At 60.1% G+C, this 17,693-nt stretch carries 16 protein-coding genes and 1 pseudogene; 13 read left to right on the plus strand and 4 right to left on the minus strand.

Annotation, left to right across the window (positions count from 1 at the left end; translation table 11 throughout):
- Positions 1–253: 253 nt before the first annotated feature.
- The 9 genes and pseudogenes from J3489_RS37995 to J3489_RS30785 form a co-directional block, all read left to right on the plus strand.
- Positions 254–961, plus strand: a pseudogene (locus tag J3489_RS37995) (LbetaH domain-containing protein); the annotation flags it as partial.
- 243 nt (positions 962–1,204) lie between these two features.
- Positions 1,205–3,133 (plus strand): O-linked N-acetylglucosamine transferase, SPINDLY family protein, encoded by a 1,929-nt coding sequence (locus J3489_RS30750; protein WP_242540437.1) that lies wholly within the window; start codon positions 1,205–1,207, stop codon positions 3,131–3,133.
- 196 nt (positions 3,134–3,329) lie between these two features.
- Complete coding sequence (locus tag J3489_RS30755; protein WP_207004596.1) at positions 3,330–4,595, plus strand: ATP-grasp domain-containing protein; 1,266 nt, start codon at positions 3,330–3,332, stop codon at positions 4,593–4,595.
- The gene (gene serC / locus J3489_RS30760; protein WP_207004597.1) at positions 4,592–5,686 is read left to right on the plus strand and encodes a 3-phosphoserine/phosphohydroxythreonine transaminase; all 1,095 of its coding nucleotides are present in this window, start codon (positions 4,592–4,594) and stop codon (positions 5,684–5,686) included. Before J3489_RS30755 ends, serC begins: the two co-directional genes overlap by 4 nt.
- 221 nt (positions 5,687–5,907) lie before the next feature.
- Complete coding sequence (locus tag J3489_RS30765) at positions 5,908–7,059, plus strand: DegT/DnrJ/EryC1/StrS family aminotransferase (protein ID WP_207004598.1); 1,152 nt, start codon at positions 5,908–5,910, stop codon at positions 7,057–7,059.
- Positions 7,056–7,754, plus strand: a complete 699-nt coding sequence (locus J3489_RS30770; RefSeq protein ID WP_207004599.1) for a WbqC family protein — start codon at positions 7,056–7,058, stop codon at positions 7,752–7,754. Before J3489_RS30765 ends, J3489_RS30770 begins: the two co-directional genes overlap by 4 nt.
- Positions 7,751–8,713 (plus strand): hypothetical protein, encoded by a 963-nt coding sequence (locus J3489_RS30775; protein WP_207004600.1) that lies wholly within the window; start codon positions 7,751–7,753, stop codon positions 8,711–8,713. Before J3489_RS30770 ends, J3489_RS30775 begins: the two co-directional genes overlap by 4 nt.
- Before the next feature lie 8 nt (positions 8,714–8,721).
- The gene (locus J3489_RS30780) at positions 8,722–9,507 is read left to right on the plus strand and encodes a phytanoyl-CoA dioxygenase family protein (RefSeq protein WP_207004601.1); all 786 of its coding nucleotides are present in this window, start codon (positions 8,722–8,724) and stop codon (positions 9,505–9,507) included.
- 4 nt (positions 9,508–9,511) lie between these two features.
- Positions 9,512–10,249, plus strand: a complete 738-nt coding sequence (locus J3489_RS30785; protein WP_207004602.1) for a class I SAM-dependent methyltransferase — start codon at positions 9,512–9,514, stop codon at positions 10,247–10,249.
- 99 nt (positions 10,250–10,348) lie between these two features.
- Here the strand turns inward: J3489_RS30785 and J3489_RS38000 are convergent, their stop codons facing one another.
- Positions 10,349–10,513, minus strand: coding sequence for a hypothetical protein (locus J3489_RS38000; RefSeq protein WP_242540432.1), 165 nt, complete (start codon positions 10,511–10,513; stop codon positions 10,349–10,351).
- A gap of 48 nt (positions 10,514–10,561) precedes the next feature.
- On the opposite strand from J3489_RS38000, the gene J3489_RS30790 reads away from it, so the two are divergent.
- The 4 genes from J3489_RS30790 (at position 10,562) to J3489_RS30805 (ending at position 14,313) form a co-directional block, all read left to right on the plus strand.
- On the plus strand, positions 10,562–11,548 hold the full coding sequence (locus J3489_RS30790; RefSeq protein WP_242540433.1) for an ATP-grasp domain-containing protein: 987 nt from the start codon (positions 10,562–10,564) through the stop codon (positions 11,546–11,548).
- A 10-nt stretch (positions 11,549–11,558) separates the two neighbouring features.
- Positions 11,559–12,317, plus strand: a complete 759-nt coding sequence (locus J3489_RS30795) for a TylF/MycF/NovP-related O-methyltransferase (protein ID WP_207004604.1) — start codon at positions 11,559–11,561, stop codon at positions 12,315–12,317.
- Between the two features lie 55 nt (positions 12,318–12,372).
- On the plus strand, positions 12,373–13,065 hold the full coding sequence (locus tag J3489_RS30800; RefSeq protein ID WP_207004605.1) for a class I SAM-dependent methyltransferase: 693 nt from the start codon (positions 12,373–12,375) through the stop codon (positions 13,063–13,065).
- A 219-nt stretch (positions 13,066–13,284) separates the two neighbouring features.
- A complete protein-coding gene (locus tag J3489_RS30805; protein WP_207004606.1) occupies positions 13,285–14,313 on the plus strand; it encodes a LysR family transcriptional regulator in 1,029 nt (342 codons plus the stop codon).
- Between the two features lie 97 nt (positions 14,314–14,410).
- On the opposite strand, the gene J3489_RS30810 is transcribed toward J3489_RS30805, so the two are convergent.
- The 3 genes from J3489_RS30810 to pyrC are packed head-to-tail and all read right to left on the minus strand — an operon-like array spanning position 14,411 to position 17,691.
- Positions 14,411–15,097, minus strand: coding sequence for an orotate phosphoribosyltransferase (locus J3489_RS30810; RefSeq protein ID WP_207004607.1), 687 nt, complete (start codon positions 15,095–15,097; stop codon positions 14,411–14,413).
- A gap of 37 nt (positions 15,098–15,134) precedes the next feature.
- Positions 15,135–16,604 (minus strand): aspartate ammonia-lyase, encoded by a 1,470-nt coding sequence (gene aspA, locus J3489_RS30815; RefSeq protein WP_207004608.1) that lies wholly within the window; start codon positions 16,602–16,604, stop codon positions 15,135–15,137.
- Between the two features lie 31 nt (positions 16,605–16,635).
- Positions 16,636–17,691 carry a dihydroorotase gene (gene pyrC / locus J3489_RS30820; RefSeq protein ID WP_207004609.1) on the minus strand — a complete coding sequence of 352 codons (1,056 nt, stop codon included), beginning with the start codon at positions 17,689–17,691 and terminating at the stop codon, positions 16,636–16,638.
- Positions 17,692–17,693: the final 2 nt, after the last annotated feature.

Consider the following 17,693-nt stretch of genomic DNA (forward strand, 5'->3'; position numbering starts at 1 on the left):
GTCGGGTGCCCACCGTGACGAATGCGGGCGAAATGCCCGCCGCCGGTCGAGCCGGCCTCCTCCCTGAGGCCGGTGCCAGTGCCGCGAAAAGAAGCCAAAACACTAGTCTATTTCCTCAGACGGTGCCTCTTAGGGTCTCTTATACTGCCCCTGCTCTGCGCGGCAGGGGAATCAACCCGTTTCCGCTCGCGCCCAGCATCGACCTGTCATCCACGAGCGTGAGGCGGGCCTGACAGCATCATGGCGGGTGCCAATGAATATTGTTAGTTCGGACGATTGTATCGGGGTACTCGCCGGCCACCCCTTGTCGACGCATTTCACTGTGATCGGCTACCGAGACGGGGCCTTCTCGTGCATTCCAAAATCACTTTTTCAGAATTGGCTTGGTGAAGTCACCGATCCGGGATCGATTCATATCGGCCGCTGCTCCGGCATCGGGACCGGCTCGATCGTCAAGTACGACCAAGGCCATCAGAAGCTCGTCATCGGCAAGTATGTGGCTGGCGGGCAGCGGCTACGCTTCGTGCTGAACGGCCAGCACGAAATGCGGACCATTTCGACCAGCATGCTGGACGTATTCGGCAACGGACTGGTGAGCGCCCCCATTCCGCAATATACAGACACCATCATTCACAACGACGTCTGGATCGGGGATGAGACATTGTTCCTCGGCGGCGGCATCGTCGAAAGCGGCTGCGTGATCGGGGCAGGAGCGGTCGTTCCTCCCAATTTCCGTAGCGAGCCGTACGGCATTTATGCCGGGTCGCGTGCGCGTCTAGTGCGTTTTCGCTTCTCCGAGAAGATCCGCGAAAAATTGCTGCAGCTCGCCTGGTGGGATATGCCACTGGACTGGGTGAAGGGCAACAATGAGGCATTCCTCGTCGATCTCACCGCGGACGAGGGGCGAGCCCTCGACGTACTGGCGGCGCTGCAAGAGGCTAAAGACCAGTTCATACAGCAGATGCGCGAGGCGGCAGAGTACGCCTTGGACGCACCCGCCCCACAGGTCGCCGCACGCGTGCAAATCGACGATCTTGACCAGGCGGCCGCCGTTGCGACGGCGGACACCGAAGGGGCGCCGCCAAGCGCGCCGACACCCGAGCAAGTCACAGCGCTCGCCGACGAGTTCATCGCGACCTTGAAGACGCTGCGCGAGCTGGGACAACACCAGGAAGCCGAAGCGGTTGCCCGGCACATGACACTGATGCTGCCGGGACACGCGTTCGGCTGGCAAGCGCTGGGCAGCGCACTGCTGCAGCAAGGGCGTGCCGATGCCGCGCGCGGCCCCCTTGAGCGAGCCGCCGAATTGCTGCCTGCCGCAGCCCGTCCCGCGCCCACGGCTGCCGAACACAAGCGAGTCGTGACGCTTTTCAAGAATGGCCGAACGGCTGAAGCCGCGAATGTGGCACAAGGCCTGACCGAGCGCTACGCGCATCATCCGCTCGGCTGGCGAGTGCTCGGGCTCGCAAGGGCCGGCCAGGCGCAATTCGATGAAGCGCTCGCCGCCCTGCGACGCGCGCGCGAGCTCGATCCGCACGACTATGACGCCATCCTGGCGCTCGCCGACATTCTTCGGCACAAGGGACATACGGCCGAGGCCGAGCGCGAAGCGCGGCACCTCACCGAATTGGCGCCCGAGCGCATCGAAGGGCATTGCGTGCTTGGCTTGGCCCTGAACCTCCAATACCGCTACGACGAATCCGAAGTGGCCGTCAGGCGTGCGCTCGAGATTGATCCGGCCGACTCGCGCGTGCTGGCGACGCTCGGATTCATCCTGCTCCAACTGGGCCGGCTTGCAGAAGCACGGGACGTATGCAGCCGGGCGCTCGAGCTCGATCCGGACTTGAACACTGTCCGAAGCAACCTGCTGTTCGTCACGAGCCATGACGAAACTGCCGATGTCCAGGCGATGTTGGCGCAGCATCGTCTGTTCGGTGAGCTCGTCGAAGACAAGTGCCGCGCTTACCGCAAGCCGCACAAGAACGTGCGGGACCCGCAACGCCGCCTGCGTGTCGGCTTTGTTTCGGGCGATCTATACGCCCACGCGGTGGCCTCCTTCTTCGCGCCGGTATTGCACCATCTTTCGCGCGAGCCAGGCCTGACGCTCCATGCCTATTACAACAATACCGTTGAAGACAACATCAGCCAGCAACTGCGCGAGAAGTTTGCCAGCTGGACGCCCGTAGCCGATCTTAGCGATGACGCATTGGATAAAAAGATCCGCGCCGACGGCATCGACATTTTGATCGACTTATCGGGGCATACCGGACTCAACCGCTTGCCCGTATTCGCGCGCAAGCCGGCGCCGATCCAGGCAAGCTGGCTGGGATATCCCGCCACGACGGGGATGCGCACCGTCGATTACTATTTCGCAGACCATTTGCTCGTACCACCTGGCGAAGCCGAGCAGCAATTCGTCGAGAAAATCGTCTACTTGCGCGCGACAGCATCGTTCGTCCCCTCCGACGCGGCACCGCCTATCAACCGCCTGCCCGCCCTCGCCAATGGTCATGTCACATTCGGCAGTTTCAACCGGCTAACCAAGCTGCGTCCCCCCGTCGTCAAGCTGTGGGCACAACTGCTGCACGCAATCCCGGCGGCACGCATGCTGCTCGGCGGGGTACCGGACGAGGGCTACAGAAAGCTCGTAGAGTGGTTCGAGCAGGAGGGAATCGACCGCGCGCGCTTGGAATCGCGCCCTCGCCTGCCGTCACGGGTGTATTTGCAGCAGCATCATGCAGTCGACATCTGCCTCGACACGTTCCCCTATTCGGGCGGCACAACGACGCTTCACGCGGCCTGGATGGGCGTGCCGACGCTCACGCTTCCTGGCCGGACCGCCGCTAGCCGTGGCGGCGAAATGGTCATGTCGAATTTAGGGCTGGGGGAGTTCATTGCATCTGACCCAGCCGACTTCGTCAAAAAAGGCGTGGACTTGGCGAACAACCTTGCCGGACTTGCCGAGCTGCGCGCAAGCATGCGCGAGCGTTGCGCACGCTCGACTTACTTCCAGCCCGAAGTCGTCGCAGAGGGAATGTCCCGCGCACTGCGCCTTATGTGGCAACACTGGACGGCGGGGCTGCCGCCAACCCGCCTCGACGTGTCGCAGCCGACCCATCAGGAAGCACGCTGACGGCGATAAACACAAACTTGCGCCATTTGTCCGCTCTTTTCGTCCAATTGCACAGCGGGACCGTCATGTAGATTTGGAGCGGCATCGGTGTTGTGCTTTGATCAAGCTTGCCGATTGAATGCCTGGTTCAATGCCGAACCCAAGGGGGCGCGGCACCTCGAGCGACGCTATTGTCTTTAAATGCACCCCGGCATCCATGAACACCGTCGAAACAAAGACTATCGAGAACACAAAACAGCCATTTGCCTATCGCCCGCTGGGGCTAGCGAGATTGCTGAGGGAGGCGACCGCGGGGACGGATCTCACGCCTCTTGGCGAGCGCCTGCTGGAACATGGCAAACGGAACGACGATCCTCAGGCACTGCTCGACCTCTCCCTCGTACTCGAACTCAAGTATCAGAAGGCGTCTGCGCTCGCTGTCCAGGCACTCGCGCTCCAGGCGCGCCGACTCTACCGCCTGAAAGACGCTCAACCTTCTTCGCCAGTCAGGGTGCTGGCACTGAAGGCACCGGGCGATCTGATGAAGAATACGCCGTTCGAGTGCCTGATCGAGAACGCTGACTTTCAGGTCGAAGTGCTGTACGTCGACGGGCAACTGCCGTCGTCCGCCCGCTTGCCCGACCACGACGTCGTGCTCGTCGCGGCGTGCGCGCTCGATGCCAATTCCGAGCCGCTCGCGCAGATCGCGAAGCTCATTGCCGGCACTGCACGCCGTGTGCTCAACCGGCCCGAGCGCGTCGCGCACACCACGCGCGACGCCGCTTACGCACTCCTCGGAAAGATGCCAGGCATCTGCATGGCTCACACGCTTCGTGTGCAGCGCATGCGGCTCCTTGCCGCAGCGGCGGACGAATGGGACCTGTCGCAGGAAATCGACGGACACTACCCGTTCATCGTGCGCCCGGTTGGCTCCCACGCGGGGCAAGGCCTGGCGAAGGTCTCGAACCGCGATGAGCTGAGGACGTACGTGGAAAATGCGGACGCCGCGGAATTCTACGTTGCGCCATTCATTGACTACAGCGATGCAGACGGCCTCTTTCGCAAATACCGGATCGTGTTGATCGAGGGGAAGCCCTACGCCTGCCACATGGGCATCTCGCGCGATTGGATCGTTCACTATCCGTACGTCGAGATGATCGCCCACCCTGAGCGGCGGCAAGAAGAAGCCCGCTTCATGGCGGATTTCGATACCGGCTTTGCTGCGCGCCACCGCGATGCGCTGCAAAACATCGCGACCTTGACCGGCCTCGACTATGTCGGCTTCGATTGCGCCGAGACAGCCGACGGCAGATTGCTCATTTTCGAGGTTGCCACAGCAATGGTCATTCACGACATGGACGACCCCGGCACCTTTCCGTACAAACGCCCTCAGATGCGCCGCGTGTTCGATGCTTTCAGCGGCATGTTGCAACGGGCAGGTGCTTGCCGCAACGACGGAATCCCCACGACCAACGACCTATGAATTCGAACACCTTGAATTTTTCCGGCGGCCCCGGAGCGCTTCCCGACACCGTCCTGGAGCAAACCCGTCAGGCCATCGCCGCACTGCCCGAGACCGGCATCTCGGTGTTGGGCATGAGCCATCGGTCGGAGTGGTTTCGCGCGCTGTTGGACGAAGCCGAACACAATCTGCGCGCCTTGCTCGGTCTCTCCGACGACTATGCCATCACGTTTATGCAAGGCGGCAGCAGCCTGCAGTTCGCGATGATCCCGATGAATTTTGCGGGCAAGGGCTTCGCCCCCCCGGAATACGTCATCTCCGGCTACTGGAGCAAACGCGCCACGTCGGAGGCGGCGAAAGTCTGGGAGACGCGGGTGGCGTGGGACGGCGCCGACTCCGGCTATCGGCGGTTGCCGGCGCTCGATCGGCTCGGCATCGATCATTCGACCGCTTTTCTGCACTACGTGTCCAACGAGACCGTGGAGGGATTGCAATTCCCCGCCTATGAAGAGAAGGCGCCCGTGCCCCTGATCGCGGACATGTCTTCCGACTTCCTGTCCGCGAGCTTCCAGGCGGACCGGTATTCGATGATCTATGCCCACGCGCAAAAGAACCTGGGCCCATCGGGAGTGACGGTCGCAGTGATCAAGCGCTCGCTGCTGGACCGGATTCCCGACGGCTTGCCCGCGATTCTCGACTTTCGGACCCATGTCGCGCACGGCTCGAACTACAACACGCCCCCCGTCTTCGCCATCTATGTGCTTACGCTCGTCACGCGCTGGCTGCGCTTCGACATAGGCGGCCTGCAAGCGATGCAAAGCATCAATGAAAGAAAGGCGCGCCGCCTTTACGAAACACTGGACGAGCTGGGCGATGCGGTCACGATCCACGCGGACCGACAGTGGCGTTCGCAGATGAACGTGGCGTTCACGTTCGGAGACCCGCGGCTCGACGACGCATTCGTATCCGTGGCGCGGGAACAAGGCATCGTGGGCCTCGAAGGTCATCGGTCGATCGGCGGTTTGCGTGCTTCGCTCTACAACGCCGTCACGGAACAGGCGGTGGAAGTCTTGACCGGCGCGCTGGCGGAGTTCTGCCGGGAGCGGGTTTGACATCTGCAAAAAAGGCGGGGCTTTCCACCTCATCTCGATGCATAGATACCCGGAGCCGGGCCGCATAATTTGCCGGGTTGCTGCACCTCGCCGACGAAATCTCGATTGCCTTTACCCTGCCGGCTTTCGCAGACGAGTGCACCAAATCCTCAACGCAGGCGAAAGTGCAGGGGCAAGCGACCGCGAATCGCCGTGCGGGGCCGCCGGTAAGGAGCTGCTAAATGAACGCTAACACATCGCTTCGTGTCATCCCGACATCCGCCGAAGAGCGCATTTACGTCACGCAGCCGCATCTTCCGCCTCTCGCCGAGTTCTTGCCCTACCTCGAGAAAATTTGGTCCAGCAAGGTCCTGACCAACGGCGGCCCGTTTCACCACCAACTCGAAAAGGCGCTCTGCGACTACCTCGGGGTCGAGCATCTCGCACTCTTCGCGAACGGCACGCTGGCACTCGTGACCGCGCTGCAGGCGCTGCGCATTACCGGCGAGGTCATCACCACGCCTTATTCGTTCGTCGCAACGGCACATTCGCTGCTCTGGAACGGAATCAAGCCGGTGTTCGTCGACGTTGAGCCAGACACCCTGAACCTCGACCCGGTAAAAATCGAAGCGGCGATTACGCCGCAGACCACGGCGATCATGCCCGTCCATTGCTACGGCCACCCGTGCGACGTCGAAGCAATCCAGAAAATTGCCGACAACTACAACCTGAAGGTGATCTACGACGCTGCGCACGCCTTTGGCGTGCAAACCGAAGCGGGCAGCGTGCTGCAACATGGCGATCTGGCCATTCTCAGCTTCCATGCGACCAAGGTCTTCAACACGTTTGAGGGCGGCGCCATCATCTGCCCCGACCCGAAAACGAAGCAGCGTATCGATCATCTGAAGAACTTCGGTCACGTGGACGAGGTGACCGTCGTCGCACCGGGCATCAATGGCAAGATGAACGAGGTGACTGCGGCGTTCGGACTGTTGCAGCTCCAGCACATCGACGAGGCACTGGCGCGCCGCAAACAAATCGACGCGCTTTACCGCGAACTGCTGCATCGGGTGCCGGGAATTCGGTGCCTGGGCAATGCTGGCGAAACAGTCGCGAACCATGCGTACTTCCCCATTCTCGTCGAGCCCAACTATCCAATCAGCCGCGACGCTTTGTATCACAAGTTCCGCGAGCGCGAAGTGATCGTGCGCCGCTACTTCTACCCGCTGATTTCGGATTTTCCGATGTACCGCGGATTGCCTTCGGCGCACCGGGACAACCTCCCGGTCGCATCCGACGCCTCTGCAAGGGTGCTGTGTCTGCCAATCTATCCTGCGCTGTCGGATGACGACATCAGAAGGGTGGTCAACATCATTACGGAACACTGTCAGTGAAGCTGGCTATCATGCAGCCATACCTGTTTCCGTATATCGGTTACTTCCAATTGGTAGCAGCCGTCGATCGCTTCGTCTTCTACGACGATGTCAATTACATCAAGAACGGCTGGATCAATCGAAACCGGGTATTGCTTGGCGGCGAGGTACGCTACATCACCGTGCCGCTGGCCAACGCGAGCCCATGGATGCAAATCAACGAGGTTCACGTGCAGCCGCGCGAGCGCTGGCTCCCGAAGCTGCTCGAATCGATTCGTCACGGGTACTCGAAGGCGCCCTACTATGCCGGCGTCAGCAAGCTCATTGGGGAGGCTTTCGATTCCACGAGTCTCCCTATTTCGACGCTCGCGGCGCGCAGCGTGACGGAGATCGCACGGTATCTGAAGCTCGACACGACGTTCGTGCCGTCTTCAGCCGTCTACGAGAATTCATTCTTGAAAGGCGCGCAACGGGTACGCGACATCTGTTCGAAGGAGCGCGCCGACACGTACGTCAATCTACCGGGTGGCCGCACGCTATACGAGGCGCGCGACTTCGAAGCCGCGGGCATCGCACTGCGTTTTATCGAACCAAATCTAGAGCCCTATCCGCAGCGATGCGCAGCGTTTCATCCGGGTCTGTCGATGCTCGATGTTCTGATGTTCAACAGTGCCGAGCAGGTGCAAGAAATGTTGAGCGGGCCGTTAATCGCATGAAATCAGAAGCCATCGGCGGCTATCTCCAGCTTGAACTGCCCCGAGCGACGGGAGAACACCACCGTGAAGCAATGCGCTTTCAATCGTCGCGCGCGGCATTTCTTGCGCTGCTGCAAGCCTGTCGGCCCAAGGCCGTGTGGATGCCGCACTACATCTGCGACAGCATGATCGAACCGCTCACGATCACCGGCGTTCCGGTCAAGCGATACGAGCTTGACGAAGCCCTGCGCGTGAAATCGGCGGCACTCGGCGACGGCGAATTGCTGCTGTATGTGAACTACTTCGGAATTTGCGAGCACAACGTCGACGATGTTCTAAACCGTTTCCCGCGCGAACGCGTCGTGATCGACAACGCGCAGGCGTTCTTTTCGGAACCTCGTGATTGCGCGGCAACGCTTTATTCGCCGAGAAAGTTTGTCGGTGTCGCAGACGGCGGGTACCTCGTCACGCAGCTTCCGGTCAGCGCGCCGACTGAGATCGATAGACATACGCCGCTGCGTTTTGCGCATTTGGTAAAACGGATCGACGAGGATGCCGAATCGGGATATGCGGACTACACGGCCGCGGAAGAAAGCCTTAAATTCCAGCAGCCGAAATGCATGTCGAATTTGACCAGACGCATTTTGATGAGCATCGACTATGCAGATGTGCGGGCACGCCGGGTTGCAAATTTCGCGCGCCTGCATGAAAGGTTGAGCGCCTCCAATGCATTTCCAATTACAAGCAAAGGCACGAGCACTCCGCTTTGCTACCCCTATCTCGGCGGCCCTGCCGACCTGCGCCAGCGGCTTCTTGCGCAGAGAATCTATACGCCTTGCTACTGGCCTGAAGTAGCCGAGGCAGAATCGATGCCCGAATTAGAAAAGCGACTCGGTCAATCCGCGCATTTTCTTCCGTGTGACCAGCGACTCTCCGCCGCGCAACTGGACCACATCGCAGAGCTCGTTCTAAAGGAATGAAATCATTCATGAGCACGCTTGCCGACCGCCACCAAACCGAGATCGAAACCCAAGGCTGGACTCTCGTACCGGATGTCATCGCTACGGTCCTGGTCGACACGCTCAACGACGCGCTCATTCCGTCTCTTGAGCTACGCGACGCAATCCGCGTGCGCAACGGCGTGATGGAAAATTGCGGCGGGACCGCGCACCACGTGCTCGCCGACGCTCCCTGCTATCTCGAGCTGCTGGCGAATTTTGAAAAACTGGATCCGCTGCTCAAACAGTTTTTCGCGGGCAACTACATCCTGAATTCGTACGGCGGCTTCATTAACGAGACCGATCTGTCGACCTACGCGCATCACGTGCATCGCGACATTCGATTCCATTCGACGGCGAAGCGCTTTATGTTGAACTCGCTCGTCATGCTGGACGACTTCACAATCGAGAATGGCGCGACCTACATCCTGTCCGGGTCGCAACACCTGCCGGAGAAGCCCGACGACGAAGCATTCTTCGAGCGCGCGAGCCGGATCACCGGCCGCCGAGGTTCGGTGTTGCTGTTCGACTCGCGAATCTGGCACGCGGCGGGAACAAACCGGACGACACTCCCCAGAAGAGCACTGACGTTGACATTGACCTGCGCATTCTTCAAACAGCAACTCGATTACCCAAGGCTGTTCGGCTATGCCAACGCAGCCCGCTGCAGCGACTTTCTTCGACAGGTAATCGGATTCAACGCGCGAACCCCCACATCTCTTGAAGAGTTTTACCTCCCCGTCGAGCAGCGCTTTTACCAACGTGGACAGGACTGACATTGTGAGCAGAGACTACAACGCAGAAGCAAAGGATCATCCCGACCACCGCTACGCATACGATTTCGACTATTTGATGCACGAGTACATGCTCAAGACGTTTGCGCCGTACTACGTGGCGGATAACGCCCTCGAGCTCGGCTGCTTCGAAGGGAACTTCACGAGGCTGCTAAAGCACCGCTTCACGGCGGTCGAAGCAGTCGAGGCTTCTTCGGACTGTATTGCGGTTGCATCGGCGAAAGTGGGGAGCGAAGTCAAATTCCATCATTCGACCTTCGAGACCTTCGAACCGGAACGGCATTACGACAACATTTTCCTGATTCATACGCTCGAGCATCTTGATCACGCCGTCGACCTGTTGAGCCGTATCCGTGGCTGGTTGACCGAACATGGCCGCCTGTTTATCGCCACGCCGAATGCGCACGCCGCATCGCGGCAGATCGCCGTCAACATGGGGCTAATCAGCCATGCGGCCGCAGTGACGCCAGCCGAGACCGCACACGGGCATCGCAAGACATACTCGCTCGATACGTTGCTCGCCGAAGCGCGTGCGGCAAAATTGCGGCCGGTTACACACGGCGGGGTAATCTTCAAAGCGCTGGCTAATTTCCAGATTGATGCAGCGCTTCAAGCCGGCATCATTTCGAAGGAGTACATCGATGGCTGCTACGAACTCGGACGCGTCTACCCTGATCTGTGTTCGAGCATTTACGTCATCTGCGAACGCGGCGCCGCAAGCTGAAGCAGCCTGATGCCCACGGAAATGAACAAGAAAGTCAACGTGCTGGTGTTTCCGTGCGGATCGGAGAATGCCGCCGAGATTCATCAGGCGCTCCGATACTCACTGCATGTCGAGCTCTACGGCGCATCGAGCGTCGACGATCACGGACGCTTTCGATTCGAGCGGTACATCGGCGACCTTCCGAAGATCAGCGACGACCGGTTCGATGGCGTATTTTCCCGCCTTCTCGCCGACCTCGAAATCGACATGGTTTTCGCGACGCACGACACCGTGCTCGAGTACCTTGCCGCGCGCCTTGACCGGCCGGGGTGCATGCTCGTCAACGGCAATCCGCGGAGCGCCGCGCTCGCGCGCCGCAAGAGCGCAACTCACCGTCGCTTCGCAGGCGCGGACTGGGTGCCGCGCGTATTTGATTCCCTGGAAGAGATCAGCGAGTGGCCCGTCATCGTCAAGCCGGATCTGGGCCAAGGCGGCGTGGGCGTGACGCTCGTGCACGGACTGCGGGAAGCTCGCGACGCGATGCAGAAAATGCAGGACCCGGTGCTGGTCGAATACCTCCCGGGCGCCGAAATCACTGTCGACTGTTTCACCGATAGAAAACGCAAGCTGGTCTGGATAGGCCCGCGAACGCGTGAACGGGTGAGAGCCGGCATCACCATGCGCTCGCGCTTGCTGGATGCGACGCCGGACATCGAGGCGATCGCCCGTGAAATCAATGACGCGCTCGAGCTGCGCGGGCCCTGGTTTTTCCAGCTCAAAGCTGATGGGAACGGGCGATGGAAGCTGCTGGAAATGTCCTGCCGTGTTGCCGGGACCATGGTCGCGCAGCGGGCAAGGGGGATCAACCTGCCGTTGATGGCCGTTCAGGATTTCCTGGAACGTGATCTCATTGCGCTGGAGAACCCGCACGTCAAATTGGTCGAGCGCAACATCGCGACGCGTGCCGAGCTCGATTTCGAATATGACACCGTGTTCGTCGACCTGGACGACACGTTGATCCTGAACGGATTCGCCGTGCCTCAAACCATGGCGTTCCTTTATCAATCGATCGCCGCAGGCAAGAAGATCGTCTTGCTTACCCGTCACCGGTTCGACGTGGCGAAGACGCTTGCCAGTGCGCGCATCGATAGCGGGATTTTCGAGCGCATCGTCGTCGTTCGCGACGACGAGTCCAAAGCAGACTATGTGACGCCCACCTCGATCTTCATCGACAACCACTTTCCTGAACGCCTGAACGTTGCGAAGAAGCGTGCGATTCCGGTGCTCGATGTGGATATGGTCGAATTTCTCATCAGATAGATAACCATCAATGGATAAGACATCGCCCGACTTTCTGTCGGTCTTGCGTGCGGAACGAAGAGACCTGCTCAATAGATTTCGGCAAACGCGCTTCGAATCACTCATTAAGAACATCGACCACACGCAGGTCATTCCGTTTGCGACATATTCGCCGTGGCTGAGCGACGAGACCTTCTGCCGCGCATTCGAGAGCATCAAAGCAAACACGCTGGTGGACACTTACCGGTGCTACGAACTTTATCGATTGGCGCAGCAAACGGGGCACGTCGCGGGCGATATCGTCGAGGTCGGGGTCTGGCGCGGCGGCACTGCGGCGCTGATTGCGCAGGCGTCACCGGAGAAGGTCGTGCACCTGTTCGATACGTTCACCGGCGTGGCCAAGAACGATAGTGCACGCGACACCCTCTACTCAGGCGGCGAGCACGCCGACACGAATGAGCAAATAGTCAAGGACCTCTTCAGCAAAGTGGGGCGGCGTTGCGAGATCCATCGCGGCATTTTCCCTGACGACACGCTTTCGCGTCTCCCGGCCAACGTGTGTTTTGCGCATATCGACGTCGACACGTACAGTTCGGTAAAACAGTCCTTCGGCGCGATCTGGCCGCGTGTGCAGCGAAACGGCATCGTGGTGTTCGACGACTATGGATTTTTCGGCTGCGAAGGCGCGACGCAAGCGGTGAATGAGATCGTCGTCACGCATGCGAACGAATTGTTCATTCATAACCTGAATGGGCACGCCTTACTCGTCCGGCAAACGGAGTCGAACTGAGGACACGGCAAAACGGGGCAATAGTCCGTCGCAAAGAGTTTTGGAGAATCGGGGCATGAAGAAGTCTGCGCATTACCAGACGCTGGAATACGACCGCATCACATCGTTGATGCGGTCATTTCAGAGTACAAGCGGCACGGCTCTGCGGGTGCTTGATTTTGGCTGCGGACTCGGAAAATTCCTCGACTGCTTCGCCGCGCTGGAAATGAAGGCTACAGGTGTCGATTCGAATGTTGAGTACGTCGCGCGCGCCCGGAGCAAGGGTTATGCGGCGTTCGAACCCGAAGAATTTTTCGCGCTCCGGCATGAACCGTTCGACGTGGTGTTCTTGAGCCACCTGATCGAACACGTGGACCCAACTGCGCTTGTGGCCCTCGTGCCCCGGCTTTGCTCAATGCTGGCACGAGGCGGACGCCTCATTATCGTCAGCCCAACTCTCGGCGAGCGGTTCTATCACGACTTCTCGCACGTGCGGCCCTACCTGCCGCAGAGCATTCGCCATGCATTCGGCGCCACTGGCATGCCGATCTCATTCGGCGAAGCGCGGCTGATCGAGCTCGTCGACATCTATTTCTTCAAGGATCCCTACCGGACCCGCCAGTGGCGCTCGTTCTACGTTTCTCGTGGAATTAAGGGAGCGCTCACACGTGCGATCAATCGCGGACTCGATCTGCTTTGGTGGTGTTCGGGCGGCAGTGTAGGCGTGGTGGCTTCATGGCTTGGTGTATACGAATTGCGAGCCGGGTAAGTGGGCGTTGCTCGTGCGCTGGCCGAGGAGTGGGGCGAGGAGCCGCCGTGGGACCACGCCGGGTAGTGCGCCCGTGTCGGCAACATGTCCATATTGTCATCTTCAGGTCAGCATTCAGTCAGGACCCGGTCGATACAATCGATTTCACTGGTTGATGCCGTGTGAGCGCGCCCCTTTCGCCGCCCCAAGTCACGCGGCGGCTGTAACAGGAGTTGCGCCATGGATCATTTGCAGTCGGTGCGGATATTCGTCAAGGTGGCGGATATCGGCAGTTTTGTCGGCGCCGCCAACGCGCTCGACGTCTCCAACGCCGTCGTGACGCGCCACGTCGCGGACCTCGAAGGCCGGCTCGGCACCCGGCTCCTCAATCGCACGACACGCAGTCTCTCGCTGACCGAACCCGGCCAGGTCTATCTCGAACGCGCGCGGCAGATTCTCGACGAGCTCGAAGACGTCGAGCAGATGGTGACGGCGCGCAATCACGAACCCATCGGCACGCTGCGGATCGTCGCTCCAGTCGTGTTCGGCCTGCATGCGCTCGCGCCCGTGCTGCAGAGCTACGCGCAACGCTATCCGAAGGTCGTGCCGGACGTGACGCTCGTCGATCGCAGCGTCGATCTCGTCGAAGAGGGGTACGACGTCGGCATTCTGGTTGCGCGGCAGATGCGTACCGGAAGCATCGTCACGCGGCACCTGACGACCGATTCCATGACCGTTTGCGCGACGCCCGGCTATCTCGCCGAGCACGGCACGCCGACGCGTCCCGAACACCTGATGGAGCATCCTTGCCTGAGTCCGCCGTCCGAATATTGGGGGGATGAACATGTGTTCAGCGGAGAGCACGACGAAGTGCGCGTGCGGCCGGCCAATGTGATCACGGCGAACAATACGGCGATGCTGCGGCAGTTCGCGCTGCTGGGGATGGGAGTGGCGATTCTGCCGAGCTATCTGATCAGCCGGGATGCGGCGCAGGGTCGGTTGGTGAGGCTACTCACGGATTACGGGCTGCCGCAGGTGGAGATCAATGTCGCGTATCCGAGCCGGCGGCATTTGCCGGTGAAGGTAAGGACGTTTATCGATCACCTGGTTGAGTATTTCGCTCTGAAGGCGGATGAGGTGGCGGCGTTTCCGGAGGGTTCAGGGAAGGGCGCTGGCGCGGGTCGGAGGTCGGCGACGGTGCACGCAATCGATGCTTTTGAGCGGCAGTCGCCGGTTGAGTCGGCGGAATACGCGCAGGTGTTGCCGTAACGGGCGCGGTTGCTGTCACGCACGCAACCGCGCCGCGCCGACAGTGCGGTTGCTTGCTCGCCCGTTGATTCCTTACGTGCGTGCTTTGCCGGCAGGCTTAACGTCGGGTCCAGACGATTCCACCATGGGCGTGGGACCAGGCGACCGGATCCTTGAGAAACGCTTCAAGTTCGTTCAGTGAGCGGCTGTCGACAAGGCCGTCACATCTTGCAGCGACCAGAACATCTTGCCAGGTGGCCAACGAATGGACGGTCACGCCCCAGCGCTCCAGCACTTCTGCCGTCGGGAACACGCTGTAGTCGAAAATAACGAAGATGTCTTTCATCTTTGCACCGACTTCGTTGAGCGCGCGGCAGAACTCACGCTTCGACTCTCCCGCAGCCATCAGGTCGTCAACCAGCAGTACGCAGTCGCCGGTTTCGACCACCCCCTCGATTTGCGTCGACGGGCCAAGACCCTTGGCCTTCTTTCGCACGTACTGCAGCGGCAACTGCAGCGTGTCTGCAATCCACGCGGCCAGTGCTATACCACTGGACTCCGCGCCGACAATGGCATCGATACCTTCCAAGCAATTGCGGTCACGCAGAAGTCGCAAGCTTTCGCTCACCAGGTCGCGCCGGAGCTTTGGAAACGAGATTAGGCGCCGGCAATCCATGTAGACCGGACTGGTCCACCCTGACGGCAGGCGAAATGGCTCGTCGACGCGAAACTGAACACACCCTGCTTCAATGAGCGCCTTCGCGACGGTCGTGGTGAGCGCGAGCTCCGTGCGTGAAATCGACATGCAAACTCCGATACTTGTCATAGCGTACGCGATGGCCTTACGGCGCAACGGCGTCCTGCTCTTCACCGGTTCCCGCGACGGCAATTCGACCGGCCATGCTTCCATAAATGCGCGGCTGAATGAGCGCCTCCGGACGCAGCGCCTCGTCGAGTTGAGCTTCGGTCATCAGTTGGCGACGAAGCACGACTTCCCTGATGGTCGTACCCTGCGCATGGGCTTGCGCCGCAACGGCCGTCGCGTTCTTGTAGCCGATGTATGGGTTCAACGCCGTGGCGAGTGCGAGGGACCGGTCCATCGTCTCGCGTAGGTGCTCCGCGTTCGCTGTAATGCCCTTAACGCATTTTTCAGCGAGCGTGATGCACGCCGCGGTCAGATGCCTGAAGCTGCGGAACAGCGCGCTCGCAATGATGGGCTCAAAGGCATTGAGCTGGAGCTGGCCACCCTCGGCGGCAAAGGTCACGGTGATGTCGTTTCCGAAAACCTCGAACGCCACCTGGTTGACGACCTCCGGAATAACCGGATTGACCTTGCCGGGCATGATGGAAGAGCCGGCCTGCATGGGCGGCAGATTGATTTCGCCAAAGCCGGCACGCGGCCCGCTCGAAAGTAATCGCAAGTCGTTGCAGGTCTTTGAGAGTTTCACGGCGATACGCTTCAGGACACCGGAAATCTGAACGAACGCGCCACAGTCCTGCGTAGCTTCAATGAGATTCGGCGCCGTGCTCAGTTCGATACCCGTGATCCGCTTCAGCGCTTCCAGCGCCTTTTGCGCGTATTCCGGATGAGCGGTGATACCCGTGCCAATGGCAGTCGCCCCCAGGTTAATTTCACGGATCAATGCCGAAGCTTCACGCAGGCGCGCCATATCCTCTTCGAGCATGACGGCATAGGTCGAAAACTCTTGCCCGAGTGTCATCGGAACGGCGTCCTGAAGTTGCGTACGCCCCAGCTTCAATAGACCAGCAAACTCCAGTGCCTTTTCATCGAACGCCGCATGCAGTCGCGCCATTGCATCGAGCAGATGCTCGATGGCAAAGAAAGTCGCGATGCGCAGTGCCGTCGGATAAACGTCGTTCGTGCTTTGTGCGAGATTGACGTGCTCGTTCGGGTGAAGATAGGTGTACTCGCCACGCTTGTGGCCCATAAGTTCGAGCGCCCGATTGCAGATAACCTCGTTGGCGTTCATATTGGTCGAGGTGCCGGCGCCGCCCTGGATAACATCCACGACGAACTGCTCATGCAAGCGGCCTTCTCGCACTTCGATACACGCGGCGACGATCGCATCGCGCAATGTCGGCTGCAACAGACCAAGTTCGGCATTGGCGACGGCTGCGGCCTGCTTCACCGCAGCAAGTGCGATAACCAGATTGGGGTAGGACGAGACGGTCGTACCCGAAATCTCGAAGTTTTCCTTTGCCCGTAACGTATGCACGCCGTAGTACGCTGCCTGCGGCACCTGTCTCTCGCCGAGAAGGTCATACTCGACACGGAATTCCTGATTGCTCATAGCGCTCTCCGACGGGTCTTTTAATCGCAGTTCAAGTGTTCGAGTAGTCGACGAGGCGCCAGGGCAATTCGCCGTCTCCCATGAACGTTTCAATTGATTTGCCGTCACCGAGCGCGACGCTTCGTGGCGCGTCATTGCGTTCACGCGTCAGTGTGACGGTGCCTTCGCTCGGCGGCAGGCCATAAAAAAGACGGCCGTTTTCGCTCGCGAACGCTTCAAAGCGGTCAAGTGCATGCTCCTGGTCGAACACCGTCAGGTACGCCTCGAGGGCTGTCGGTGCGCTGAAGATACCTGCGCAACCACACGCAGCTTCTTTCGCTCCGCGCTCGTGCGGCGCCGAATCGGTGCCGAGGAAGAACGACCGTGAGCCGGAGGTCGCGACGCGCCGAAGCGCAAGTCGATGCCGCTCGCGCTTAAGGACCGGCAGACAGTAATAATGCGGACGCAACCCTCCCGTGAACATCGCATTCCGGTTGAAAAGCAGATGCTGCGGCGTGATGGTCGCGGCGAGCCGGCCACTGGTGTCTGCCGACACAAAGTCCGCGGCCTGTTCGGTGGTGATGTGCTCGAGCACGATCTTGAGCGCGGGAAACATCTCGAGCAAAGGCTTGAGCGTGTGGTCAAGGAAAACCGCTTCCTTGTCGAAAACGTCTACACCCGGGTCAGTGCTCTCACCGTGAATGAGAAGCGGCATTCCTAGTTCCTGCATGACATCGAGAACCTTTGCGACCCTGTCGATTCCGGTCACACCATACTCGGAATGTGTGGTCGCGCCGGCGGGATACAGCTTCACCGCCGTGAACACTCGCTCGTCGAATCCTGCCTTGATTTCAGCCGGGTCTGTGCTGTCACACAGGTAGCATGTCATCAACGGTTCGAATGCAGAGCCTGTGGGCAATGCTTCGAGAATGCGCTCGCGATATGCGCGCGCAGCCGACACGGTCGTAACAGGCGGCTTGAGATTGGGCATCACAATGGCGCGGCCGAACTGGCGCACCGAATAAGACAGCACGGTACGAAGCATTGCGTCGTCGCGCAGATGCAGATGCATGTCGTCCGGGCGGCGGACGGTAATTGACTGAACCATGA

The organism is Trinickia mobilis (genome assembly GCF_017315705.1).
Lineage (GTDB): Bacteria > Pseudomonadota > Gammaproteobacteria > Burkholderiales > Burkholderiaceae > Trinickia_A > Trinickia_A mobilis.